This is a genomic window from Lacihabitans sp. CCS-44, from assembly GCF_024343735.1.
GTDB lineage: Bacteria > Bacteroidota > Bacteroidia > Cytophagales > Spirosomataceae > Leadbetterella.
This window is the reverse complement of the sequence record NZ_RJUE01000060.1, coordinates 1-25,797: the sequence shown is the minus strand read 5'-3', so window position 1 is coordinate 25,797 and position 25,797 is coordinate 1. Positions and strand designations below refer to the sequence as shown.

Annotated in this window: 24 protein-coding genes; 13 read left to right on the top strand and 11 right to left on the bottom strand. The window is 39.0% G+C overall.

Features of this window, described 5'->3' with window-relative positions:
• Positions 1–47 precede the first annotated feature (47 nt).
• The 3 genes from EGI26_RS14495 to EGI26_RS14485 all read right to left on the bottom strand — a co-directional run bounded on the left by EGI26_RS14495 (position 48) and on the right by EGI26_RS14485 (position 3,722).
• Complete coding sequence (locus EGI26_RS14495; protein WP_255079422.1) at positions 48–1,562, bottom strand: C1 family peptidase; 1,515 nt, start codon at positions 1,560–1,562, stop codon at positions 48–50.
• A gap of 116 nt (positions 1,563–1,678) precedes the next feature.
• Entirely contained in the window at positions 1,679–2,833 is a 1,155-nt protein-coding gene (locus EGI26_RS14490) for a caspase family protein (RefSeq protein ID WP_255079416.1), read from the bottom strand.
• Positions 2,834–2,942: 109 nt separating this feature from the next.
• Positions 2,943–3,722, bottom strand: a complete 780-nt coding sequence (locus tag EGI26_RS14485; RefSeq protein ID WP_255079413.1) for an alpha/beta hydrolase — start codon at positions 3,720–3,722, stop codon at positions 2,943–2,945.
• 153 nt (positions 3,723–3,875) lie between these two features.
• Between EGI26_RS14485 and glpK the strand changes: the two genes are divergently transcribed.
• From glpK to EGI26_RS14470, 3 genes are all read left to right on the top strand, one after another.
• A complete protein-coding gene (glpK, locus tag EGI26_RS14480) occupies positions 3,876–5,372 on the top strand; it encodes a glycerol kinase GlpK (RefSeq protein ID WP_255079411.1) in 1,497 nt (498 codons plus the stop codon).
• Position 5,373: 1 nt separating this feature from the next.
• On the top strand, positions 5,374–6,162 hold the full coding sequence (locus EGI26_RS14475; RefSeq protein WP_255079408.1) for an HpcH/HpaI aldolase/citrate lyase family protein: 789 nt from the start codon (positions 5,374–5,376) through the stop codon (positions 6,160–6,162).
• Positions 6,163–6,305: 143 nt separating this feature from the next.
• Positions 6,306–7,427 carry an ATP-binding protein gene (locus EGI26_RS14470; protein ID WP_255079407.1) on the top strand — a complete coding sequence of 374 codons (1,122 nt, stop codon included), beginning with the start codon at positions 6,306–6,308 and terminating at the stop codon, positions 7,425–7,427.
• A 55-nt stretch (positions 7,428–7,482) separates the two neighbouring features.
• Here the strand turns inward: EGI26_RS14470 and EGI26_RS14465 are convergent, their stop codons facing one another.
• A complete protein-coding gene (locus tag EGI26_RS14465) occupies positions 7,483–8,865 on the bottom strand; it encodes a DEAD/DEAH box helicase (RefSeq protein WP_255079405.1) in 1,383 nt (460 codons plus the stop codon).
• Positions 8,866–9,005: 140 nt separating this feature from the next.
• Here EGI26_RS14465 and dinB point away from each other — a divergent pair, with 140 nt between their 5' ends.
• The 8 genes from dinB (at position 9,006) to EGI26_RS14425 (ending at position 17,082) form a co-directional block, all read left to right on the top strand.
• Positions 9,006–10,079 (top strand): DNA polymerase IV, encoded by a 1,074-nt coding sequence (gene dinB / locus EGI26_RS14460; protein ID WP_255079404.1) that lies wholly within the window; start codon positions 9,006–9,008, stop codon positions 10,077–10,079.
• 73 nt (positions 10,080–10,152) lie between these two features.
• Positions 10,153–10,665 carry a DUF1761 domain-containing protein gene (locus EGI26_RS14455; RefSeq protein ID WP_255079399.1) on the top strand — a complete coding sequence of 171 codons (513 nt, stop codon included), beginning with the start codon at positions 10,153–10,155 and terminating at the stop codon, positions 10,663–10,665.
• 165 nt (positions 10,666–10,830) lie between these two features.
• Positions 10,831–11,748 (top strand): 16S rRNA (cytosine(1402)-N(4))-methyltransferase RsmH, encoded by a 918-nt coding sequence (gene rsmH / locus EGI26_RS14450; RefSeq protein WP_255080116.1) that lies wholly within the window; start codon positions 10,831–10,833, stop codon positions 11,746–11,748.
• Between the two features lie 105 nt (positions 11,749–11,853).
• Positions 11,854–12,234 (top strand): FtsL-like putative cell division protein, encoded by a 381-nt coding sequence (locus EGI26_RS14445; protein ID WP_255079396.1) that lies wholly within the window; start codon positions 11,854–11,856, stop codon positions 12,232–12,234.
• A 12-nt stretch (positions 12,235–12,246) separates the two neighbouring features.
• On the top strand, positions 12,247–14,352 hold the full coding sequence (locus EGI26_RS14440) for a penicillin-binding transpeptidase domain-containing protein (protein WP_255079394.1): 2,106 nt from the start codon (positions 12,247–12,249) through the stop codon (positions 14,350–14,352).
• An 11-nt stretch (positions 14,353–14,363) separates the two neighbouring features.
• Complete coding sequence (locus EGI26_RS14435) at positions 14,364–15,587, top strand: M14 family zinc carboxypeptidase (protein WP_255079393.1); 1,224 nt, start codon at positions 14,364–14,366, stop codon at positions 15,585–15,587.
• A 12-nt stretch (positions 15,588–15,599) separates the two neighbouring features.
• Positions 15,600–16,346: a hypothetical protein gene (locus EGI26_RS14430; RefSeq protein WP_255079392.1), complete on the top strand. Its 747-nt coding sequence runs from the start codon at positions 15,600–15,602 to the stop codon at positions 16,344–16,346.
• A 49-nt stretch (positions 16,347–16,395) separates the two neighbouring features.
• Positions 16,396–17,082, top strand: a complete 687-nt coding sequence (locus EGI26_RS14425) for a hypothetical protein (RefSeq protein WP_255079391.1) — start codon at positions 16,396–16,398, stop codon at positions 17,080–17,082.
• 175 nt (positions 17,083–17,257) lie between these two features.
• On the opposite strand, the gene tsf is transcribed toward EGI26_RS14425, so the two are convergent.
• From tsf to EGI26_RS14395, 6 genes are all read right to left on the bottom strand, one after another.
• Positions 17,258–18,091, bottom strand: a complete 834-nt coding sequence (gene tsf, locus EGI26_RS14420) for a translation elongation factor Ts (RefSeq protein ID WP_255079389.1) — start codon at positions 18,089–18,091, stop codon at positions 17,258–17,260.
• Between the two features lie 105 nt (positions 18,092–18,196).
• Positions 18,197–19,141 (bottom strand): 30S ribosomal protein S2, encoded by a 945-nt coding sequence (gene rpsB / locus EGI26_RS14415; RefSeq protein WP_255079388.1) that lies wholly within the window; start codon positions 19,139–19,141, stop codon positions 18,197–18,199.
• Positions 19,142–19,360: 219 nt separating this feature from the next.
• Positions 19,361–19,747 carry a 30S ribosomal protein S9 gene (gene rpsI, locus EGI26_RS14410; protein WP_255050132.1) on the bottom strand — a complete coding sequence of 129 codons (387 nt, stop codon included), beginning with the start codon at positions 19,745–19,747 and terminating at the stop codon, positions 19,361–19,363.
• A gap of 23 nt (positions 19,748–19,770) precedes the next feature.
• Complete coding sequence (gene rplM / locus EGI26_RS14405; RefSeq protein ID WP_255050130.1) at positions 19,771–20,220, bottom strand: 50S ribosomal protein L13; 450 nt, start codon at positions 20,218–20,220, stop codon at positions 19,771–19,773.
• A gap of 301 nt (positions 20,221–20,521) precedes the next feature.
• On the bottom strand, positions 20,522–21,097 hold the full coding sequence (locus EGI26_RS14400) for an O-methyltransferase (protein ID WP_255079387.1): 576 nt from the start codon (positions 21,095–21,097) through the stop codon (positions 20,522–20,524).
• 33 nt (positions 21,098–21,130) lie between these two features.
• The gene (locus EGI26_RS14395) at positions 21,131–22,291 is read right to left on the bottom strand and encodes a 2-isopropylmalate synthase (RefSeq protein WP_255079386.1); all 1,161 of its coding nucleotides are present in this window, start codon (positions 22,289–22,291) and stop codon (positions 21,131–21,133) included.
• Positions 22,292–22,546: 255 nt separating this feature from the next.
• Between EGI26_RS14395 and pyk the strand changes: the two genes are divergently transcribed.
• Positions 22,547–24,001 carry a pyruvate kinase gene (gene pyk, locus EGI26_RS14390; protein WP_255079385.1) on the top strand — a complete coding sequence of 485 codons (1,455 nt, stop codon included), beginning with the start codon at positions 22,547–22,549 and terminating at the stop codon, positions 23,999–24,001.
• A gap of 139 nt (positions 24,002–24,140) precedes the next feature.
• A complete protein-coding gene (locus tag EGI26_RS14385; protein WP_255079384.1) occupies positions 24,141–25,169 on the top strand; it encodes a hypothetical protein in 1,029 nt (342 codons plus the stop codon).
• Positions 25,170–25,223: 54 nt separating this feature from the next.
• On the opposite strand, the gene EGI26_RS14380 is transcribed toward EGI26_RS14385, so the two are convergent.
• Positions 25,224–25,797: transposase (locus tag EGI26_RS14380; RefSeq protein ID WP_255079382.1), on the bottom strand; the 574-nt coding region annotated here is incomplete at its 5' end.

Sequence of the window (25,797 nt, the reverse complement as noted above, 5' to 3'; positions counted from 1 at the left end):
GGTAAAAAAGAAGACACGACCAGGATTCTGATCGTGTCTTTCTAGTTTTATTCCTCTTCCTCTGTTTCTTCTGAGCTCTCCTCTTCAGACTCAGCTTCTTCCTCGGCCTCTTCTTCAGCTTCCTCTTCTTCGTATTCTTCTTCCTCTTCCTCAGCTTCTTCTTCTTCGACTTCTTCCTCCTCTTCTTCGTATTCTTCCTCACCTTCTTCTTCCTCCTCTTCTGATTCCTCTTCTTCGGTTTCTTCTTCCTCTTCGTCTTCAGATTCCTCTTCCTCTTCTTCAGATTCTTCTTCCTCAGACTCCTCTTCTTCCTCTGATTCTTCTTCGTATTCTTCTTCTTCTTCAGATTCCTCCTCTTCTTCAAATTCTTCTTCCTCTTCCTCAGAGTCTTCTTCTTCCTCCTCTTCGTATTCTTCCTCCTCTTCTTCAGATTCTTCTTCTTCTTCTTCGTACTCTTCCTCTTCCTCAGATTCCTCTTCTTCAGACTCTTCTTCGTCGTATTCTTCCTCTTCTTCTAATCCTTCGAACTGACTTTCATATTCTTCTAATATTTCGTCATATTCGCCCTCACTTTCGTATTCAAGTTCTTCAAATTCCTCCGGAATTTCTTCATCATATTCTTCTACTTCTATACCATCCAAAGGGTCAAATTTTCCATAATCGTCTGGTTTATAGTACACAAAGTTGTCTCTATTATAACCTCGGCCATTATCTACCACAGATTTTTTGTCTTCTACCCACGTGTCTTCCGACTCAGGTATCGGAGTTGAACGCCCAAAAATCCAACAGTCACCCATGTTAAATTTTGGGTTAATTAGGTATTCATAGGGCATGTAGCAATAGCCATCGTCACCCCATTTATCACCCCAAGAGTTTCTCACAATAAACAATTTGTCTACATCTGAGTATCCCACACAAAGCATGGCGTGCAATCCATGAGCACTTCTTGATGCCTCTGTTGGCGAAGGCATTGGCACCACACCTTTGTTTTTATTACAAGTATCAAAAGACGGGAAAAGAGCTATTCCGAATACGATTGGATAACCTTCTGCCAAGCATCTCTTCCAATCGTCTAGCCTTACTGGCACAAACTTGGTCTTTTCTATCTTGAAATTTGCGGCTGCTTCAAAAGACTTTTCGTGCGGTTTTGTATTAACTTTTGTTTGGTCATAAGGCCAAGTTTCTTCTCTACAAGCACCAATTTTCATCAAGCTATCTACTGCATACTGAATATGGCTTCCAGAGTCCTTGATTTCTTTGCCTGTTCTCAGGCGGGCATTGTAATAAATGAAGAGTCGACTTACATCAAAAGCCTTTTTCGCTAAGTATTTTTTCGCCAAATATTCATAAGCCCCAGCTACCGCATTGGCAGTACAGCTACTTAGTCTTTTTTGGTCTTCTACTTGGGTCATGTGGGGGCGTAAATCTACCTTTGGAGGTAGTTTTTGACCTTTTATACTTGATGATGCTTTGTATTTTTGAGCACCCGAACTTGGGGTCATGTAAGAATACCCCGAAATCTCACGGTCGTCGCCGCCCTGATTTTTGAAACTTAATTCCATGGTTTTGTTTTGAGTGGTTTACCACCATTTTTTGGTTAGAGTTCAATAAGGTTGAGTGGCTTGATTGCGGTTTGCAAAGCTATACAAACGAATTTCAATTTGGGTCTTTTAGACAATTACTTTTTTATTTTGTCAGGCGAAACCCATTCGTCCCATTCGCTTCCATAGCCCTCGTATCTGATATAATGCAGACAAGAGAATTTTTTGAGAACACGGGCTTTCATCCATTTTTCGTCATAGCTTGAGTACACTCTTACTGTGGCACCAATTGTAAAGTCAGATTTACACACAAAAGGCTTTGCTCTACTTGCGGCCACCCATTCCAGTTCGTTGTTGGTATAGCTATAAAACCTTACACTCAGGCCTTTTACAGCATCGGTGGCTGTTATGAATCCCAGATAGTCCTCTCCATCATAATCTATCCATACGTGTTCGCCTATTTTTTTGTCTTTTCGTTTAGGAATTCCACTCGTAATCACCAGATTTTTAAGATTTTGAGGAACATAATAGGCAGCTTTTTGACCTTCCACTATTGCCATTTCTTGGTCGATATATTGGGCAAGTTCTATTAATGATAGACTTCCGTTGTTATCAGTATCAACAAAGTTTTTGCCTTGTAAGCCATATAAAAGGGCATTCGAAAAAGTCCAGTTACCAGTAGAAAGGTCTTTGGGAACTACAGAATTTAGGGCCACAAAGTTTTTGGTTTTATACTTTTGTGCTTCGTCTGCCAAGCCACCTGAGTTGCAGCAGTCTGCCACAAAAAAAGCTGTTTTTCCGGCAAAATTCTCATCCACTGCTTTCACAATTTCATTTGCCGTCCAATCCCCGCCTGAATAATTGGCAAAACAAACTTTGTTTTTGTCATTGTGATATCCATGACCACAGTAGTAAAAAAACAACTGGTCGTCTTTTTTTGCTTTTTTCAAGAAATTTGCAAAAGCTTTTTTGACTTCGGCAGTGGTCGCTTCTTTGTCTTTTAAATAAATTATATGGTCTGCCGCTATGCCGCTGTCTTGAAAAAACTTCAAGATTTTGGCATCTACTCTACCTCTTTTGTCAAAAGATGCAAATTCATTTTTATCAGACCACTCCAATACTCCCACCATAAAAACCCAAGTGTTTTTGTCAAAAGACGAAGTGGGTTGAGCAATGGTTTTTCCTGTGATAAAAAAAATGAATAAGAGAAATGGAAGTTTTTTAAAAACTAAAAAGAGTTTGTCAGCCTTATATTTCAATGGCGATTTTGCTTTAAAGGTTTGGTATTTCAATTGAGGTTCAAAAAATTTCTGGCTTCAAAATTATACCAAATTTTATTTTTCAAATATTTAAGCCAACTTAATTCGAGAATTATTGACTTTACGGTAAGTTTCGAGATTTCTATTCTAAGATTATCTTCAATTCTGCGTGATATTTCGGAAATCTCGCAAGGTTTTTATGGCTTCCTCCGTCTATGGTTATCAGTTTGCAATGAGCAGTTTTGGACAGTTTTAAGCCTGATTTATATGGTACCACGAAATCGCTAGTACCATGGAAAATGGCAATTGGAATCATTACATCTTTTATCCATTTATTGGTCGGGAATTTGTACTTCATGAACTTTTCAAAAGGCACAAAAGGCAACCAAGATTTGCCCACATCGGCCATATTGTAGTAGGGTGTCTCTAAAATCAAGGCATCGGCTTTTCGGTTTTTGGCCACAAAAGTTGCTATTCCCGTTCCCAGCGATCTACCATAAATAATAACTTTTTTGCCAGGATATTCTTTTACAATTACATCAAAAAGAAAGACTGCATCGTTCAAGATTTCTTTTTCAGAAAACTTACCTGAACTTTTGCCAAATCCTCTGTAATCATAGAAAAACACATCGTAACCAAGTTTAGTAAAATCCGCCGCATGCCTTCCCCATCTTTGCAAATTGTCGGCATTGCCATGGTTATAAAAAACTAAGCCTTTTGAGTTTTTGGCTCTGAATAATATGCCATTGATTTTTGTATTGCTATCTGGCGAAAAATTGATTTCCTCAAAAGGCTCATCAAATTTGTAAACATACTCTTTGGGCAATTTGATAGGACGCAAAACGACAATATCCTGAAAAAATAATACTATTATGACCAAAAGAAAAAATACAATTATCAGAAATTTCAAGAATTTCAACATTTTTGAGTTTAGGTTTATTAAAACCAATTTTTGCACTAATTTAGGGATTATTTTAAAATCAACCTTAAAGAAACTTCCATTCCTAAGTTAATAGAATCAAAGAGAAATAAATCCTTCTTTGCGTCATTGTGACTTAGCGGTAAAATTAAATTTATGAAATTAATTGCCTCCATCGACCAAGGCACTACCAGCACGCGATGTATTTTTTTTGACAAAAAGGGAGAAATCGTATCGGTAGCCCAAAAAGAACACGAACAGATTTATCCTCAGCCCGGCTGGGTGGAACATAATCCCGAAGAAATCTGGAAAAACACCCAAGAAGTTATAGCCCAAGCCCGCATAAAAAAAGGCATTAAAATAGAAAATATCGTAGCCTGCGGTATTACCAATCAAAGAGAAACTGCGGTGGTTTGGAACCAACGGACTGGGAAAGCTTATTATAATGCTTTGGTTTGGCAAGATACCCGTGTAGGCAAAACGGTTGAAAAATTAGAAAAGGAAATCGGAAGCGACTGGATTCGAGCCAAAACTGGATTACCATTAGCGACCTATTTCAGCGGATTAAAGATACAATGGTTGCTAGAAAACGTGGAAGGACTTCGTGAAGACGCCGAAAAAGGAGAGGCCATTTTCGGAAACATGGATACTTTTATGGTCTGGAATCTGACTGGCGGGATAAAAGGCGGAATACATATCACCGATGTTACCAACGCTTCTAGAACCCAGTTGATGAATCTTGAAACCCAAACTTGGGACGATGAGATTCTTGAAAAGCTGAACATTCCGAAAGCTATGTTGCCTGAAATAAAACCCAGCAGCATGAAATATGGTGACATCACTGCCGAGCCTATGGCGGGTGTACCGATTGCAGGTATTTTGGGAGACCAACAAGCGGCCTTGGTGGGACAAACGTGTTTCAAGCCTGGCGAAGCCAAAAATACTTACGGCACGGGTTGTTTTATGTTGCTCAATACGGGCGAAAAGGCCATTCCTTCCAAATACGGACTTTTGACAACCGTAGCTTATCAATTTGAAAATCAGCCAGTTCATTTTGCTTTGGAGGGCTCGGTAGCGATAGCGGGTGCTTTGGTGCAATGGGTGAGAGATAACCTAGGTTTGATAAAAGAAAGTAGCGAAATACAGAAACTGGCAGAGGCAGTGGATGACAATGGAGGAGCTTATTTTGTGCCTGCTTTTTCAGGATTGTACGCTCCATATTGGGAAAATTCGGCTCGAGGCGTAGTGGCAGGTTTAACCAGGTATGTAAACAAAAATCATATTGCCAGAGCAGTTCTGGAAGCTACGGCTTACCAAACATTGGATGTGTTAGAAGCCATGGAAAAGGACGCTGGCATAGAGATAACTTCTCTCAGGGTAGATGGCGGCATGACAGTCAATGAGCTTTTGATGCAGTTTCAGTCGGACATGCTTAAAGTGCCTGTAATCAGGCCAATGATGATAGAAACTACTGCACTCGGTGCGGCTTATGCTGCTGGTTTGGCGGTAGGATATTGGGAAAACTTCGACGACTTGATAGCCAACTGGGGTGTGGATAAAACCTGGACTCCGAAGATGGACGATACATTGAGAGACAAGAATTTTAAAGGTTGGAAAAAGGCTATAGAGAGGTCATTAAACTGGGAAGACTAAGATGCAAAATAAGATAAAACAAAAATGGGCGAATGGCGAGGCCGTTACCAACGCTTGGATAAGTACACCCAGTTCGTGGTCAGCCGAAATAATGGCCAGTGTAGGGTTTGATGTAATGACCATAGATGCTCAGCATGGCTTGGCTCCAGATTTGACCACTATGTTGCCCATGCTACAAGCTATCGAAGGCAGCGGAACAGTGCCTTTTGTGCGGTTGCCAGATGGCAATGCCGCTTACATTATGCGGATGCTTGACGCTGGTGTAGTTGGGTTGATATGCCCTATGCTCGACACTGCTGAAGAAACAGCAGCGTTTGTAAGAGCGGCTAAGTATTACCCCAAAGGCAACAGAAGTCTTGGGCCAACCCGCTCAAATGTGGTTTATGGAGAAGATTATGCAAGCAAAGCCAATGATTTTACAATCACATTGGCTATGATAGAAACCCCAGATGCCCTCAAAAACATCAGAGAAATGGCCAAAGTGCCTAATCTGGATGGGTTTTATGTTGGGCCATGGGATTTGAGCATGTCACTAGGTTACAAAAAACTAGCAGACTTTCAAGATCCGAGTTTTTTGGATATTCTCAAGGAAATATTGGCTGTTGCCACTGAGCATAATCTTGTAGCAGGTATACATGCCGCTACACCTCAAAATGCTCGTCTTTTTGCCGACTTGGGCTATAAATTCGTGACGATGATCAACGATTCTTCAGCCTTAAAAGCCATTGCCAAAACAACCCTTGCAGAGTTTGAAGGTTCAGGAGAAAAGGGAAAATTGGGAAGTTATTGAGTTTTATTTTTCAAGAAAATAATTAATCTGGTGACTATAATCCCTAAATTTATATGAATTTGGGGATTATAATCGAAATATTTATATAAATTTGGGGATTAGGGAATTTTATCTTATACATTTGTGTATAAAATTGCTGTAAATTGATAAACAGAACAATTGCTCATTTAGTAGACGAAAGGATGTTTTCGGGCAAAACCATCCTTCTAATGGGTGCAAGACAAGTGGGCAAAACTACATTGCTCAAAAAGCTGCAAGAAAAAAACAACCTGCCAACACTTTTCTTAAATGCAGATCTTCCAGTGGTTAGGGAAAGACTTACTAACGTGGGGGTAGAAGACTTAAGGACATTTTTGGGAGATTATAAGATTGTTATTATTGATGAAGCCCAAAGGATAAAGAATATCGGTCTGACACTAAAAGTTATTCATGAAAACTTTCCAAATTTACAGTTAATAGCCACGGGCTCATCGGCTTTGGAGTTGGCCAATGAAATAAATGAACCACTGACGGGTCGTAAATGGGAATTTCAAATGTTTGCCATCAGCTGGAAAGAATTGGTGAATAGCAGCAATTTTTTTGAGGCTTTGGATCAGCTTGAAAGTAGACTTCTGTATGGAATGTACCCTGCAGTTTTGAATAACAAAGGGCAAGAACGTGAAATACTCAATGAGCTCTCTGGTAGCTATTTATACAAAGACTTGTTGTCTTACCAAGGCATAAGAAAACCACAAATCATAGAGAAATTGTTGATGGCTTTGGCGTTTCAAGTTGGAAGTGAAGTGTCTTATAATGAACTTAGTAGGACTTTGGAAATAGATAAAGCTACGGTTGAAAACTATATAAGTTTGTTAGAAAAAGCTTTTGTGATTTTTCGTTTACAAGCCTTTAGCCGAAATCTGAGAAATGAAATAAACACCTCTCGAAAAATTTATTTTTATGATAATGGCATCCGAAATGCCATCATCGAAAATTTCAATCCGATTGGTCTAAGAACGGACGTTGGAGCTTTGTGGGAGAATTTTTTGATTAGTGAGAGAATGAAAAAAAATCAGAATGAAAGAATTTTTTCTAAAACTTACTTTTGGAGAAATCATGCACAACAAGAAATAGACTATATAGAAGAAAGCGATGGAAAAATAAATGCTTTCGAATTTAAATGGAATCCAAAAGCCAAATCGAAGTTTCCGAGTTCATTTGTAGAAACCTATTCGCCCGAAAAAACAATGGTTATTTCAAGAGACAATTTTCATGAATTTATTTAATCTAGCGAACATAATCCCTGAATTGATATAAATTTGGGGATTATATTCCCCAAATTTAGTATTTCTTCTTAAAACCACTTTTGCTTTGTGGTTTTTTAGAGTTGCTTTTTGGCTTTGCTTTTGAGGCTTTTTCTTTAGATTTCTCCTTTTCTTTGGCCTGAGCTTCTCTAAGTTTTATAAACTTCTGATTCTTTTCTGATTTTTCATGAAAAGCTCCTCTAAAATCGGGATCTTCTTTTTTGCGTTGCTCGTCTATTTCACGGAGCATGGCTTGGCTTTCCTCAAACTCCGTTTCTTCTATTCGTACTTGTGTTGGAAGTTCCAAAATTGGCACGGTTGTGCGAATAATCTTCTGAATTTTGTTCAAATGATATTCTTCCGAAGGTAACAAAAACGTGATGGCTTCGCCCTCTAATTTTGCTCGACCCGTGCGGCCAATTCTGTGTACATAATCTTCATAAATAAGCGGCACATCAAAGTTTATCACATGGCTCACGGCATTGATATCAATACCTCTTGCAGCCACGTCAGTCGATACCAAAACTTTTATTTTACCCCCACGGAAGTCTTCCACGGCATTTATTCGGGTATTTTGGCCTTTGTTGGCGTGTATGACTCTTACACTATTTGCACCCAAAACCTTTCTTTCTAAAAACTTAAAAACATTGTCAGCCACGGTTTTGGTTCTGCAAAAAACCATCGCTCTTGTTATCACGTCGGAGTCGAGTAGATACCCCAAAAGATTTATTTTTGTCTTGAAATTTGGAACATGGTAAACGGTCTGCGTAATTGTGCTAGCTGCTGTTGCCGATGGTGTAATTTCTATTTTTAGCGGATCTTCAAGAAACTCTTCTGAAAGTTTTTCTACCCTTGGCTGAAATGTGGCCGAGAATAAAAGGTTCTTCCTTTTGCGTGGTATAACCTCCAATATTCGACGGATTTGCGGCATAAATCCCATATCCATCATTTTGTCGGCTTCGTCTAGTACCAAATATTGAAGACTTCTGGTGTTGATTTCCCCCAAAAGATACAAATCCATGAATCTTCCAGGTGTGGCTACAATGATATCTATTCCTTTTTTGAGGGTTTCTATTTGAGCTTTTGGGCCTAATCCTCCAAATAATGCCACATGACGAATATCGGTATATTTGGCGAGTTCAACGATGGCAGCATCAATTTGCATCACCAACTCACGGGTAGGGGCGAATACCATGCAACGAGCATCTTTGCCTTGTGCATATTTGATTTTCATCAAAATCGGCAACAAATAAGCTGCAGTTTTCCCAGTTCCTGTCTGTGCAATTCCCAACACATCATGACCCGCCAAAATCAATGGAATAGCCTTGTCTTGAATCTCGCTGGGCTCTGTATAACCCAAATCGTCCACAGCCATAAGGAGCTGTTTGTTGAGGTCAAATTTCTTGAAGGTGTTTTCCATAATGTACAATTTGGGTGCAAAGATACCAATAAAATAAGGAATTGAATTAGATTTTCCTTAAACCACAAGCCAGTTTCAGAGAAGTCAACACCAAAAGATTCTTAAAAATTTCTACTTTTGTCGAAATCAAACAATCAGATTTGCCAAACCTTCGCAAAATAATACACATCGACATGGACGCATTTTTTGCTTCTGTTGAACAGCGTGATAATCCCGAATTGCGAGGAAAGCCTGTGGCCGTAGGTGGTAGTGCAGAGCGAGGAGTAGTGGCGGCGGCAAGTTATGAAGCCAGAAAATTCGGCGTAAAATCGGCTTTGCCTTCCAAAACGGCCAAGCGTCTTTGTCCGTCCTTGATTTTTGTAAAACCTAGATTTGATGCTTATAAACAAGTTTCCATGCAAATCAGGGAAATTTTTGCTGAATATACAGACTTAATAGAACCACTTTCTTTAGACGAAGCATATTTGGATGTCACTGAAAACAAAAAAGGCATAGAAACCGCCACCCAAATAGCTACAGAAATTCGGCAGAAGATTTTTGAGAAAACACAACTGACGGCTTCAGCGGGTATTTCTTTTAATAAATTTCTCGCAAAAACGGCTTCGGATATCAACAAACCCAATGGACAATGTGTGATAAAACCCAGTCAAGCGGAGGCTTTTGTGGAGACTTTGCCCATTCATCGATTTTATGGAATAGGACGAGTGACCGCCGAAAAAATGAAAGCTATGGGTATAAATTCTGGCAAAGACCTGAAAGAACAATCTCAAGAGTTTTTAGTGAAAAACTTCGGAAAAGTGGGTAACTATTATTTCGAAATTGCCCGAGGGCAGGATCATAGAGAAGTGGTGGCCGAACGAGAAACCAAGTCTGTAAGTGTGGAAAATACATTCACAACAGATTTGGAACTGGTTTCTGAAATTTATGGATATTTATACCAACTCACTGACTCGCTTTTAGTCAGAACCCAAAAACACAATTTGGTGGGTAAAACACTCACTATAAAAATAAAATATGCTGATTTTGAGTCTATTACAAGAAGTAAGACACTTGAAAATGGGTATTTTCTAAAAGAAGAAATAAACAAAACCATTGATTATTTGATAGAAAACCTATTGCCGTTTCCGAAAGGAATTAGACTTTTAGGACTAGGTGTTTCTAATTTTTTGGAGGAAGAATCCGGAAACGGGAAGCAGCTGAAACTTGAATTATAAGGCAGATTTTTTTGATAAATAATCAGAATTTTGTAAATCGATAAACATTATTAACCCCTAAATATTAAAACCTATGGAAATTGTGAACTGGTGGGCTGTGCTTGTTGCGGCATTTGTAAATTTTATTGTTGGATTTTTATGGTATAACCCTAAGACTTTTGGAAATGTTTGGATGAAAGAAGCGGGTGTGACAGAAGAAAGTATAAAAGGTGCTAACATGGCTGTTATTTTTGGTGTTTCTTTACTTTTTGCATTTATGCTTGCCTCTACTGTTAACTCGCTCGTGATTCACCAAATGCACTTGTTTTCTATTTGCATGAACCAGTTACAAGGCACTGACGAGGCCGCTAAAGCTATGGCAAATGCTGATATTGCTGGTTTTATGGACAAATATGGCAATGAGTTCAGGACATTCAAACATGGGGCTTTTCATGGCTTAATGTACGGTTTATTCTTTGTTTTACCAGTTATAGGCACCAATGGACTTTTCGAGAGAAAAAGCTGGAAATATATCTTTATCAACGTGGGCTATTGGACAGTAAGCCTGATGCTGATGGGTGGAATTATTTGTGCTTGGCAGAAATAATTCAGGTAGAATATTTTTTTGAAACACAAACCATTCATTCGATTGGTTTGTGTTTTTATTTTTCCAACCTACGCAACTTTGCATCTTCACAAACATTCCAAATCCATTTTGACCCAAATTCGCCATAAAAACCGTACTTTTGCGTTTCAAAAAACGCCCATTTCATTGGAACCAAACTACGATTATCACAAACCTGTAATGTTGAAAGAATGCCTTGAAGGTCTCCATATCAAGCCCGATGGCATTTATGTGGATGTTACTTTCGGCGGCGGTGGCCATAGTAGAGAGATTTTGGCTAAGCTCACAACTGGTCATTTGTATAGTTTTGACCAAGACGACGACGCCAAACTAGAAGCTGCAAAAATTGAGTCTGAAAACTTCACGTTTATTTCCGCAAACTTCAGGTTTATAAAAAAATATCTCCGTGTTTATGGCGTAAAACAGGTAGATGGTATTTTGGCCGATTTGGGAATTTCTTCCCACCAAATAGATACCGCAGAGCGTGGGTTTTCTACCCGATTCGATGCCGACCTCGACATGCGGATGGATGTTCAGCAAGAACAGTCGGCAAAATCTGTTGTCAACGAATATAGTTTTGAGGCTCTACACAAGATTTTTGGTATTTATGGAGAGCTAAAAAATGCCCGCACGGTGGCTCAGGCCATTGTTTCGGCAAGAGGAACTGGGCCTATAGAAACGATAAGTGAGCTTAAGGCTGCTTTGCAAAGATATGCCCCACGTGGCAAGGAAAATAAATTTTTTGCCCAGGTTTTTCAGGCATTGAGAATTGAAGTAAATGAGGAATTGAAAGTTTTGGAAGAATTTCTGGAGCAAGTGCCCGAGCTTTTAGCCATCAATGGAAGGTTGGTGGTGATGTCCTATCATTCTTTGGAAGACCGCCCCGTAAAGAATTTTATACGTAGTGGTAAGTTTTTTGGAGAGGTAGAAAAGGACTTGTTTGGCAATGAGCTCAAACCACTTCATAGCGTTACTAGAAAACCCCTAGAGGCCAATGAGGAAGAGTTGATTCGAAATCCAAGGGCGAGAAGTGCCAAGTTGAGAATTGCCGAAAAGTTAGCGTAATTCGTTCCGTTTTGGGAATCATTTTAAACTTTTTAAATCGCTTGGATAAATTTTAAAGAAAAAATTCTTTAATTTTGGATAGTGCTTCCCATAAAAATCAGATTAATGTCACAGAATCGCCCAAGAAGAAGGGTAGAGCAGGATAGCTCTAAGTCCTTTAGCTTCAACTTAATAGACCCCATGGCCAAGTGGGTCAATCGTAAATTAGAAATAGACGAACGTTTGTCTCCAACCACCTTGCGTAAGGTACTTTGGGTGGGTTTGTTGGTGACGATTTATATCTATTTTCAACACAATTTCGACGGCTTAATTAGGAAACTCGATAGGGCAGAAAAGCTCCTCAATGAGCAAAGAGCCTCTTTTATTTCTCACAAATCCAAATATCTTTTTGCAAGTAAGCAATCTGAAGTGGAAAGAAAACTTGAAGAGAGAGGATTTGAAAAAAATGCTCAACCGCCCATAAAAATAGCTTTCGAAAAACCTTAAAATTCCTAAAAAATGTCTGGCAAAAGTTCAATAAAGGAACAAATTAAGGGGCGGTCAAGATGGACCATCTTGGCATTGAGTATGGTGGGAGCCGCTATTTTTTTTAAAATAATTTACCTGCAAACTAGCCGAAAAGCTGAGTTACTTTCAAAAGTCGTTGACTTTCAAATGAAAGAGCGTATAATAGATGCTACACGGGGTAATATTTATGCCTCGGATGGACATAGTCTTTTGGCTACCTCCATACCCAAATATCAGGTAGTGTTTGATCCATATCAGTCTAAAAAAGAATTATTCGACAATAGCCTAGACTCATTGTCTATTTTACTATCTGCATATTTTCAGGATTATAGTTATCTTGAATACAAAGAGAAGATTTCTAAGGCTCGAAAAGCTAAAACGAGATACATGCTTTTTGGTGGAAGCCGAAAGTTAGACCATGTAGAAAAAGAGAAGATAGAGAAATTCCCACTTTTTAGAGAAGGCCCTAACAAAGGGGGAGGGCGTTTTGAGATCGAAGAATTTAGGTTTTTGCCTTTTGATAATCTGGCTATGCGAACTATAGGAAAGCTCGACCCCAAAACCAAAAAAGTAGGAGACTTTGGTATTGAAGCGAGTTTCGAGAATTATTTGAAAGGCAAAGATGGAAAGGGCTTTTATGAGAGATTGGCCGGTGGTTATCAAAAACCTGTCAACCTCGAATCAGATATAAATTCGGAGCCGGGCTGGGATGTAGTTACTACCTTAGACGTAAACTTTCAGGATATTGTGGAGAGTGCACTTCGCAATCAAGTCTTCCAAACCCAAGCGAAATATGGCACTGCCGTAGTGATGGAGATAGCTACAGGAGAAGTAAAAGCTATAGCCAATCTTACTCGTATCGCCGATTCTGATGGAGTGGTGAGTTATATTGAAGATCAAAATTATGCAGTAAAAGAAGGTACGGATCCTGGGTCTACCTTTAAATTGGCTACCATGGTGGCTTTGCTCGAAAAGGCAAATTTACAACCAACCGACATAGGAGTTAACTGTCCTGGTGAAATTCGCCACAATGGCCTTTCTTTTACTTGCTCACACAAACACGGAGAACTCACTGTCCAAGAGATTTTTGAGCAATCCTGCAATATTGGCATTTATAGTTTGATGAAAAAGCACTTTGGCTTTGCTACTGCGGAAGATTATTTTGCATATTTGCGTCAGTTTAAATTAGATAAACCCTCGGGTTTTCAGCTAAAAGGAGAGCCATATCCCATATTGAAAAACTCGAGAAGTTCTACCTTTAGTGGTACTACAGTGCCTTGGATGTCAATAGGTTATGAGTCTAGGATTACACCGATACAGATGCTCACTTTTTATAATGCCATAGCTAATGATGCTCAGTGGATTCAACCCATTATTGTAAAGGAAATCAGACGTGGTACCAAAGTGGAGGAGGTAATTACGGCAAACAGAATTTCGGAACCTCTGTGCTCGGCCAATACGCTTAAAAAAATAAAGCAAATGATGGAGGGAGTGGTACTAAACGGAACCGCTAAAAACGTAAATGGCGGTACATGTCAGATTGCTGGTAAAACCGGTACTTCGCAAAAAAGAGTAGGGGGTAATTACAAAAAAGGACTTTACCACACTTCATTTATCGGGTATTTTCCTGCCAAAAAACCCAAGTATAGTTGTGTTGTTGTCATTGACGAACCGGTTGGAACGAATATTTATGCCGCCGATGTTTGTGCTCCAGTATTCAAAACCATCGCTGATAAAATATTTGCTTATGATATTTCTATACATCCTCGCTTAGTTTTGAAAAGTGATGTACAAAAGCTTGTAGCCAAGCAAAATCCAGGAAAAATTGCTGACCATAGATATATTGCTCAGAAGCTTGGCCTGAATAATCAACCCGAAGGAGAGGGATTTACAAACCCAAGAACCGTTAGGCAGGATTCTGTGGTTTGGGAAACAAAAAATCTTGACAAAAATATTGAGGCTGTCAAGGGATTGTCCCTCAAAGATGCCCTTCCGTTGCTCGAAAACAAAGGTTTTAAAGTTAAATATTCGGGCATTGGTAGAGTAAAGGCCTATTCGATGGTTGGCAAAAACATAGTGGCTCTAGTGCTGCAGTAAATTGGAAATAGATGATTTACCAAAAATTATTTGATAAATATATAAATTTCATAGAACCTTCGCTACAAAAAAGAAGGTTCAAACACCAAGATATTGTTGGTTTAATAAATGCATCGCCATTTGAAAAAGAGATTGTTGGGCTATCTTTTGAGGAGCGAGAAATTTATAAAATTAAAGTTGGGCAAGGTAAAAGGAAAATATTGTTGTGGTCGCAAATGCATGGCAATGAAGCCACAGCTACAATGGCTATCTTCGATATTCTTAATTTTCTAAAGCCACAAGATGATGATTTTCAAGATTTTAGAAATGAAATTTTGAATAAACTTCAGCTGAATTTTGTGCCTATGCTCAACCCCGACGGTGCTGAGAGATTTATTCGTCGTACCGCCCAAGGAATAGACATGAACCGCGATGCCGTCGCATTGCAATGCCCTGAGAGCAAAATTCTAAAAAGCTTAGTTTTTGATTTACAACCAGAGTTTTCGTTTAATCTTCACGACCAAAACATCCGTTACTCGGCGGGAATTTCATCGGAGCAAGCTACGATATCGTTTTTGGCCACGGCTTATAACCAAGAGACAGAGTGGAATGAAGTAAGGACTAAGTCGCGACAGGTGATAAGTGCTATGAATGAAGTACTTAAGAATTTTATTCCAAACAATATTGGTAGATTTTCTGACGAATTTGAACCCAGAGCTTTTGGCGATAACATCCAGAAATGGGGAAGTAGCCTTATCTTGATAGAGTCTGGAGGATATAAAGATGATACAGAGAAACAGTTTATTCGAAAGCTCAACTTTGTTTCCATATTGAGTGCATTTGAAGCTATTTTAAATGATGACTATCAAAAATACACTCTTGAAGATTACCAACAAATACCTCAGAATGAGAAGTATTTGTTTGATTTGAAAATCATTAATGCCAAAATAAAACTTGGAAATACTGATTTCGATGTCGATTTAGGCGTTAATTTCGAAGAAAAAAATATTCTTGGAGCAAGCGAATTCACACATAAAAGCGTTATTGAAGATATGGGCGATTTGTCGGTTTTTTGGGGAATAAAAACGTTGGATGCCAAAGGCGGATTTTTAAGGCCATTTTCTGATTTCCCTGAAATTGCAAATAAACTGGGAGTTTACAAAAATTTTCAGATTGAAGAAGGCGAGGAGGCTTATTTTGTTATTGACCAAGGACATCATCAAACGGCTATATTTAATGGAAAAGTTGTTGAGTAATTTTTTAAAATATTGATTATCAAAAAGATATTTATTTTCATTTACTTGTTTGTTCTTGCGTTTTCTGGGTTTTCTCAAGAAAAATCGGTGTATGGAAAAGTGATAGACAGCAGTACTAAAAAAGGAATTTCTACGCTAAATGTCTTAAATAAACGCTCCAACCAAGTAGTAGCCACCAATGACGCAGGTGATTTTTATATTCGTGCGATGGCCGGAGATTCTATCATCATCACAAGTTTTGGATACAATCGCAAGGGAATACTTTGGGATGGCAAAGAGCGAAATCCTGTTTTTGAGGTCAAACTGCAGCCCTTTATGTTGCAAGAGTTGGTGGTGAAAGACAAAAAACTGAGTGAGTTGCACAAAGAAATTCAAGATTTTTTGGCCAATCCCAACGATTCCAAGGCCATCCGAAACGAAATACTGAAAAGCATGCTCAACACCAACACCAGCCAGCCTGGCATTGGAATTTCTATAGACGCTCTGTATGATATGTTTAGCAAAGAGGGCAAAGTGAACCGCAAATTGGCCGATATGCAGTTTCAGGATGCCAAAAGTTTTTATGCCGACCTTAAATATAATAAACGGGTGGTTGCACAAGTGACGCATTTGCATGACGAGGATTTAGATGATTTTATGGTTTTCTGTAAACCCACACAAGATTTTATACTGAACGCCACAGACTATGAGCTTACTTTTAAAATCCTCAAGTGTCTTGGCGATTTCCGCAATACCAGAATTATCAGGCGTTTGAGATAGTTGTTTGTTCAAATTTTTTGGTAAATTTATGGCTTAAACACTATAAAATATGAAATCAAAAATTTGCACTTTGGCATTTTTAGTATTTGCCACACTTAGTTCTTATTCTCAAAACTTCATGGAAGGATTTGATAGGTTTTCTTCCAAAAAAATATCGTATTTAACCCTATCAGATGGTACCAAAGTAGAGGGTGATATTGACGATTTAGACCGTAAAAAGGGAAATATTTCCGAAATTACCATCAAAGTGGACGGCAAGAAAAAGACTTTTAAACCAGAACAAATTAAGGAAATGTATTTGCCAGCTTCAGGTTTAGATAAGTTTAGTAAGCAAATGGAAGTGGGTACTAATCTTTCAAAAGACCTCAACAATGACAGAATAAGCGATGGGTATGCGTTTTTTGAATATACCCAAGTAGATATCAAAGGCAAAGTGCAGCCCTTATTGATGCAGTTGGTCAACCCTGGGTTTCATAACAAAGTAAGAGTTTATTTTAATCCATTTGCTAGTGAAACCATGTCTGTAGGTGTTGGCCCCATGAAAGTGGGTGGATTGGACAAGTCGTATTTTGTTAAAGTAGGAGACAAACCAGCTTACAAAATTACCAAAGGAGATTATGACGAACAATCAAAAGAGCTTTTCAAAGGATGTGCCGCAGCCATGACAGCACTAAAAAAAGACTCCGACTGGAATAAGTTCGAAAGAATAGTTTACGTGCATTTTGGGTGCAAATAGGTCATTTAAAATTTATTTTAAGGGACTTTTGGCTTTGGCCAAAAGTCCTTTTTTTATAAAGCATTTTCAAACTTCTGTTTTCCACCAAGCTGTATAAAGAAAAAAGACCCCACAAACATTTTGCGGGGCCCACTGTAAGCTAAAAGCTATCGACTAAAAGCCAAAAGCTAAAATATTATCCAATCTGAATTCTTTTGAAAGAAGAGATCGTCAATCCTTTCACAGTTTTTTCTAGCAACTGAGCGATAGTTACTGAACCATCTTTTACGAATTCTTGGTTAAGCAAAGTTTGCTCTTTGTAGAATTTGTTCAATTTACCCAAAGCAATTTTCTCCAACATAGCTTCAGGCTTACCTTCAGCACGTGCTTGCTCTTTACCTATTTCTATTTCTTTCTCAACGATAGTAGGGTCTACACTGTCTTTGTCCAAACCTACTGGCTTCATAGCCACGATTTGCATCGCTACGTCTCTACCAAGGTCAGTTACATCAGTTCCGCCAGTGTTTTCGAAAGAAACCACACCAGCAGCTTTTCTGTTGCTATGGATGTAAGCTACTACTTGCTCGCCTTCTACGTGGCTATATGCCGCTACAACTATTTTCTCACCAATTTTACCGATCAACTCAGTGATATTTTCTTGCACTGATTGTCCGTTTTCTAGAGAAAGACCCAACAATGTTTCTGCGTCTTTAGCATGGTGTTTTACACCTGCTTGAAGAATCGCATTTGCAAGGTTTTTGAAGTCTTCTACGTTAGAAACTGGCTCAGTTTCACAAGCCAAAGCCAATACTTTTGCACTTTTTCCGCTATCGCTAACATCTACCAATACAACACCTTCTGAAGTTTCGTTGTCAGCACGTTTTGCTGCTACTTTTTGTCCTGCTTTACGCAATACTTCAACGGCTTTGTCAAAATCTCCCTCAGCTTCTGTAAGGGCTTTTTTGCAATCCATCATTCCGGCTCCTGTTAATTGACGTAGTTTGTTTACGTCAGCTGCAGTAATATTCATTTTATATTATTTTTATGTAAATAAATTTTTTAGTCTTTTTTTAAAACGAACAGCCCAAAGCGATGCTTCGGGCTATTCTATTATCTTATCGAAGCGTTCGGTATATTATGCCGCAGGTTCTTCTTCGCTTGGTGCAGCAGCTTCTACTTCAGGAGTAGCCTCTACTGGTGCCGAAACCTCAGCTACTGGAGCCGCTTCTTCAACTACTGGAGCTGCCTCTTCAGCAACCTCAGCTGTTTTTACTCTTTTTCTTTTGCCATCAGCTGACTCATCGTCTCCTCTTGAAACTACTTCTCTTGCAGTATCAACTGCTCTTTTAGCATCTTCTTCTTCTTGCAAAGCAGCAGATTCTTTGTCAGTCTTTCTCTCAAGGATACCTTCTTCTATGGCTTTACCAATAGCAAGGGTAATCAATGAAATAGATTTGTAAGCATCGTCATTTGAAGGGATAGCGAAATCTACAATTTCAGGGTTTGAGTTAGTATCGCACATAGCTACAACTGGAATACCCAATCTCTTGGCTTCAGCTATTGCAAGGTGTTCTCTTTTGATGTCCACTACAAACAAAGCTGCTGGAAGTCTTGAAAGGTCAGCAACGCCACCCAACAATTTCTCCAATTTAGCTTGCTCACGGCCCAACATCAATTTCTCTCTTTTAGCAATGTTGCTAGCAGTAGTTTCGTCAGAAAGCATTTTGTCGATGTTGGTCATTTTCTTCAACGACTTTTTGATTGTCGAGAAGTTAGTCAACATACCACCTAACCATCTTTCAGTTACGAAAGGCATTTTAAGGCGTTTTGCTTCTTCAGAAACGATTTCTTGAGCTTGTTTTTTTGTAGCAACAAACATGATTTTGCGACCTGAACGAACTACGCTTTTTACAAAAGCTTGAGCAGCTGCAAGGTTTTCAAGGGAGTGATTCAAATCGATGATGTGAATCCCGTTTTTTTCCATAAAAATATATGGAGCCATTCTTGGATCCCACTTACGAGTAAGGTGACCAAAATGTACGCCTGCATCTAACAGGTCTTTGTATTGAATTTGTGCCATTTCTTTTGTTTAAAAATGTTTTGAAAAAAATTGAATTTGCAGCACAGTACATCGGGCACGATAAGCACTGTCTGGACGTGAATAATGTGTTAATGTGCTAATGTGATAATTTGCTAATTAATTTAAGAACCTAAAGAGTAAAATTTAATTAGATTAGTGTGCTTCAGCTTGAACGGAATTAGCACATTATCAAATTGCCACATTAGCACATTAATAATATTAACGTTTCGAGAACTGGAATCTCTTACGAGCTTTACGACGTCCGTATTTCTTACGCTCAACCATACGTGAGTCTCTAGTAAGGAATCCTTCTTTCTTAAGCGGAGGTCTGTTCTCAGTGTCGGCTTCGCACAATGCACGAGCAATAGCCATTCTGATAGCTTCTGCTTGTCCGGCGATACCACCACCTCTTACGTTAACTTTAAGGTCATATTTTCCTGTAGCGTTAACTACACCAAAAGGTTGGTTCAAAATAATTTGAAGAACCTCTGTTGGGAAATAATTTGCCATCTCACGACCATTAATGGTCACTCCACCTGTTCCAGGTTTCATATAGATACGGGCAACTGCTGTTTTTCTTCTACCAACGGTATTGATTACCTGCATTTTATTTTAAGTTTTTTTCGTTCTTAATTATTAATTTCGATAGTTGTAGGCGTTTGTGCCTGATGCGGATGCTCAGCTCCTTCGTATACATAAAGGTTTGTATACAATTTGCTTCCCAAACGATTCTTAGGCAACATACCTTTGATGGCCATTTCTACTACTTTTCTACCATCTTTAGCCATAAGCTCTCTTGGCGTAGCGAAACGTTGTCCACCTGGGTGGCCAGTATGACGGGTATAGACTTTGTCAGTCATTTTTTTACCAGTCAAACGAATTTTCTCTGCATTAATCACTATCACATTGTCTCCACAGTCAACATGAGGTGTAAACGAAGGCTTGTTTTTGCCTCTTAAAATATTTACAATCTGACTAGAAAGACGACCCAATATTTGATTGCTGGCGTCTATCACAACCCATTTTTTTTCTACTGTTTGGCGATTAGCCGATACAGTTCTATAACTTAATTGATCCACGAGTACTAATTTTTAACGTTAATTAATCAATTTATGAATTCAAAAAGAGGACTTTACCCAATCCGTTTACTCTGTTTCAATTCAAATCTTTTCTAATTATAAGATGCTAATTTTAAGCACATAAAGCAGGTCGGAACTCCTACTTTTCATATAATTTGCTCGGCCTTACGAGAGCGGGCAGCACCCATAAGGCGGTATTTGGGGCTGCAAAGTTATGAAAAAATATTTACGAACCAAAACTTGTTGCTGATTTAGTGGAGATTATGATAAATTTTGCAAGAAAAATTCTTTTGTTTTCAATTTATACCTTCGCAACAATAACAATTCCGGTTGCCCAATGCAATTTGGTTAATTTTAGGTCGGCTCTTTTCTCCAAATATTTTTCTAAAGCTATGGCTTTTTCAGCATGACCTTCTGGCCAATTCTCTTGTGGTAGCATGTCGTCTATAATATATAAGCCACCGATGTTTAGCATTTCCAAAACTTCATCAAGCATCAAATATTTCCCGTGCCAGGTATCTGCAAAAATATAATCGAATTTTTGATTTAAGTTATCGTTTACCCAAGCTTCCCCATCTATACATTCTAGGCTTAGGCGTTTATTGTTTCCAAGATGTTTCTGAGCTATTTCAAGAAGTGAAGAATCATTGTCAATGGATATCAGGCTTGAATTCTCGTCCATTCCATCCAAAATCCAAGCAGTAGATAGGCCTGTTCCAGTGCCAAGTTCTAAAAACTTGCCATTTGGCTTTATGGCTGCCAATGTCTTTAATAATGAACAAGTGAGAATATCTGAGGGCATGGTAAAGCCCATCTCTTTTGTGGCTGCATCTATGGCATAGTAAGCCACTGGAACGTTCTGTATTTCAGATTCCATTGTTTTTTTGGAAAAATGTGAAGGGAGTTTATTCTATACCTCAGCCTCGGTGAGTTGTTTCATCAATACCACCAAGTCTTTGTCGTTTACCTCTTTTATTTTATCGGCAAGCTCAAGAAACTGATCGTAGGTTTCATCGATTTTGTTTTTGCCAACATTAAATCCTAACAATGAAAGACGGTGTTTTAGTGCATGACGGCCACTTCTGGCAGTCAAAACAATATCAGACTTGTTGATACCCACTTCTTGCGGGGTCATGATTTCGTAGTTTTGTGAGTGCTTCAAGAAACCATCTTGATGTATGCCCGAAGAATGTGCAAATGCATTGCGACCGACAATTGCTTTGTTGGCTTGCACAGGCATTCTCATGGTTCTTGATACCAAATGGCTCAGAGGTGAAAGCATTTCGGTATTAATGTTGGTATGTAGGCCCAAGTCTTTATGCACTTTAAGTGTCATTACTACTTCTTCCAAAGAAGTATTTCCAGCCCTTTCGCCAATACCGTTAATAGTTACTTCTACTTGTCTTGCTCCAGCTCTGATACCGGCTATTGTGTTGGCCGTGGCCATACCTAAGTCGTTGTGGCAGTGCATAGAAAGAATGGCTTTGTCCACATTCGGCACGTTGTTCATCAAATAATCAACCCTGTCGTACATTTGGTGAGGCAACAAATAACCGGTAGTGTCTGGAAGGTTTACAACTGTTGCTCCGGCCTTTATAACGGCTTCGGTCAATCTGGCCAAAAACTCCAAATCTGCCCTTCCGGCATCTTCAGCATAAAATTCTACGTCCTCTACAAAGCTCTTGGCATATTTTACTGCATCTACGCCTCTTTGTAGAATTTCGTCCCTATTGCTGTTAAACTTGTGTAATATATGAATATCAGACGCACCAATTCCTGTATGAATTCTAGGCTTGCGAGCAGGTTTAAGTGCCTCTGCAGCTACTTCTATGTCCTTTTTTACCGACCGAGTCAATCCGCAGACTGTTGCATTTTGTACTACTCTGGCTATGCCTTCCACAGACTTAAAATCACCAGGGCTTGAGATTGGAAACCCAGCTTCGATAATATCCACTCCCAGTTTGTCGAGTTCTTGGGCTATCATTAGCTTCTCCTCAAGGTTTAGCTGACAACCCGGTACTTGCTCACCATCTCGCAGTGTGGTATCGAAAACATAGATTTTCTCGCTCATAGTTTTATCTTAAAATGTTTGGTACTCGTTCATAATGGAATACAAAATTAATTAAAATAGACATGCATATATATATTGTAGGGCTCTTCAGACCAAAATAGGAATAATATGCTATCCAAATCCTAACAAACTGAAATTTTATTCTGTAAGTGTAAACTAATATTTTTAATTTTGTGCTTGAAACATCGAAATGTGGCGAATATTGAATCTTTTCTCTAAAAAAGCATTCAATTCTCCAAAATATTAATCTATTATATGAATAAAAGAACAAAAATTGTAGCAACGGTAGGCCCCGCTTCTGAATCTGAAGAAATGTTGGTGGCTTTGGCTCAGGCGGGTGTAAATGTATTTCGATTGAATTTTTCGCATGGCACGCATGAGGATCACAAACTAAGAATAGAAAAAATTAGAAAAATAAATACAGAACACGGATTCAATTGTGCCATTTTGCAGGATTTGCAAGGGCCAAAGATTCGGGTTGGAGAAATGGTAGGCGGCAACGCTGGTGTTGAATTAATAGCTGGTAATAAGTTTGTTTTTACAAACGAAGATATCGTCGGAAACGCCGAAAGAGCGAGCACACCTTACAAGGGTATGTTTCAAGACGTTAGCCTTGGTGACAGAATCCTGATGGACGATGGCAAACTGGAGGTAAAAGTAGTTGGTGTAGACAAAGACAAGCAGGAAGTTATCACTGAGATAGTCTATGGGGGTCTTTTGAAACAAAAAAAGGGAGTTAACTTACCAAACACAAGTATTTCTCAGCCTTCGGTAACGGACAAAGACTGGGCGGACTTAGACTTCGGCTTGGCAAATGATGTAGATTGGATAGCTCTTTCGTTTGTAAGAACTGCCAAAGAGATTTTGGACATCAAAGAATACATAAAATCAAAAGGTTCGTCTGCTAAAGTTATAGCAAAGGTTGAAAAGCCAGAGGCTATCACCAATATGGACGAAATCATAGCTGCCACAGATGCAGTAATGGTGGCAAGAGGTGACCTTGGTGTTGAAATGCCAGCCGAAGAAGTGCCGATTATACAGAAGGTTTTAATTCACAAATGTCATTTGGCGGCAAAGCCAGTGATTGTGGCCACCCAAATGTTGGAGAGTATGATAGACAGCCCAAGCCCAACCAGAGCCGAGGTAGGAGACGTGGCCAATGCTGTATTGGATGGTGCTGATGCCGTAATGCTAAGTGCTGAAAGTGCTTCGGGCAAATATCCATTGCTTTCGGTAGAGACTATGTCTAAGACCATCGCACACGTGGAGAAATTCGGAGATGTTTCAAGACTGTATTTCCGTCATCACACGAGGGTTACTGAGGCAGACTACACTTCAAATGACAAAGACAATGATACCGTTATCATGATGGGTTGTAGGATGGCCAGAGATTTGAATGTTAAAGCCTTGATTGGTATCACTTCTTCGGGTTACACAGCTGTGAGACTTTCGCACCACAGACCGAAGGCCAACATTTATATTTTCACATCAAACTCTAAGCTAATGACGCAGTTGAGCTTGTACTGGGGAGTGGAGGTTATCGCTTTAGAAAAAATTAAATATGCCAATTCTGGTGATATGCTTGAGGAAGCAAATAAGTATTTGGTAAGCAAAGGATTGTTGCAAACGGGAGACAAGTATATCAATACCATGAGTTTTCCACTTACCGAAAACAACAGAACCAACACAGTGAGATTGAGTGTAGTGTAATTATTTATATCAATGATATTTAGGCCTCCATTTTGATAGAAGTGGAGGCTTTTTTATTATTATATTTTCATTAACAATTCATCAGTAAACCATAGGCTACTTTTATGCATCTAATGTTCAAATTTAAACTTCTACAATTATGAGAGCTTTGGTGGTTTTTTTCGCAATGATACTTTTTGGAGCTAATGTGAATGCTCAGTATGATTATAACGACGAATATGACACGTCTTCTGATGGCCCAGATAGATATTTCTATGACGAAAATTTTGACTGGCGTTGGGATATCAGAGTGAGAATTTCGGACGGTGCAGACAATGGAAGCCTTACTCGTAGAGAAGCCGATAGGCTTTACAACAAATTGGAGCGTATAGAAAGAAAAGAGTATGCGTACCAATCGGATGGTTTTTTGAGTGCTTTTGAGCAAGACGAAATCTGGGAGGACGTGGTTGACCTTAACCGATTGATTGGTATAGAACTCCGTGACTGGGACAGAACTTATTATGGCTATAGTGCTCGTGGATTAAGCTACAGAGGATACTCTCCTTGGTATTTTGGCAACAGCTACGACTTTTACCGTTTCGATAGAAGAGGTTACGGAAGCATCAGTTTTGGGTATCGTCCAAGGGCTTTTTATCCAAGAAGCCACGTTTACTACAGGCATCGAAGCTATACCAGCAATTGGAACCACAGAAACAACAATTGGAACAGAAACGATAACTGGGACAGAGATAGAAGCTGGAATAAAGGAAGTAACAACAGCGGAGGTTGGAACAATAGCAACAACAATCGCAACAGAACCGTGGATAGAAACAACAACAGAAATAATAACTATAGCAGAGATTCAAGATCTTCAGATAGTAGAAACAGTGGCAGTAGCAGAGATTCGCGGTCAAATGAAAATAGAAGCAACTCAGGTAACTGGGGAAGTGGGAGCTCTAGAAGCGATGCTCCGAGCACAACATCTCAGAGAAACGGAAATAGCAGAACAGAAGCTCCAAACACCACATCGAGAGGGCGTGAAAACAATAGGAGAGAAGAGATTCAAACTCCAAGACCCTCTACTAAAAGTTCTGACAATGGGTCGAGCAGAGGCAATGATAGCGGAAGAAGAAGCCTGCCAGATAGAGGTAAAACCAATGATTCTGGTAGAAGAGGAAATAATTTTTGATAATAAAAATGGCGGCTTTCGGTTAGTCATGGTCGGAAGAAATTCCGGCCATTTTTATGTTTTAAAGTGTATATTAGGATTTCCACCAGATAAGATTACGATTTCTCTTATCAGCAAGTTTCTGACCTCCATTTTAAACCTTCTTTTTGCGGTTTTATAACTAAGGTTGTTGGCATGCTTATATACAAGTATCAGCATTGCTGCTATTAAAGTCATGTAAAGCATTACTTTTATTCCATTTTCATTTAGTGAAACCAGATGACTTACATTAAGCTCTTGTTTTATAAAGCGAAAAAACACTTCTATGTCCCAACGTTTTTTATAAATATCGGTAATTTCCTTTGCCGTCAAGTCGAAGTTATTGGTGATAAATGCCATTTTATACTCTCGATTGTTTTTACTTTCGGTCATAATTAACCGTAAAGGAGTCTGTACAATTTCCTCTCTATAATGAAGATTTCCTTTCTTATTTTGTATAGGTTTTCCTATATAAAGGTAGACCTTACTATCTTTTAATAAGGTTAATGACCCTAAGTCACAATCGGTATTCGAGTTTATTAATGACGAAAGCTCTTCGTATTTGCGATTTTCTTTGGCTCTGGCTACGAACTCAATTTTCTTAGAAGAA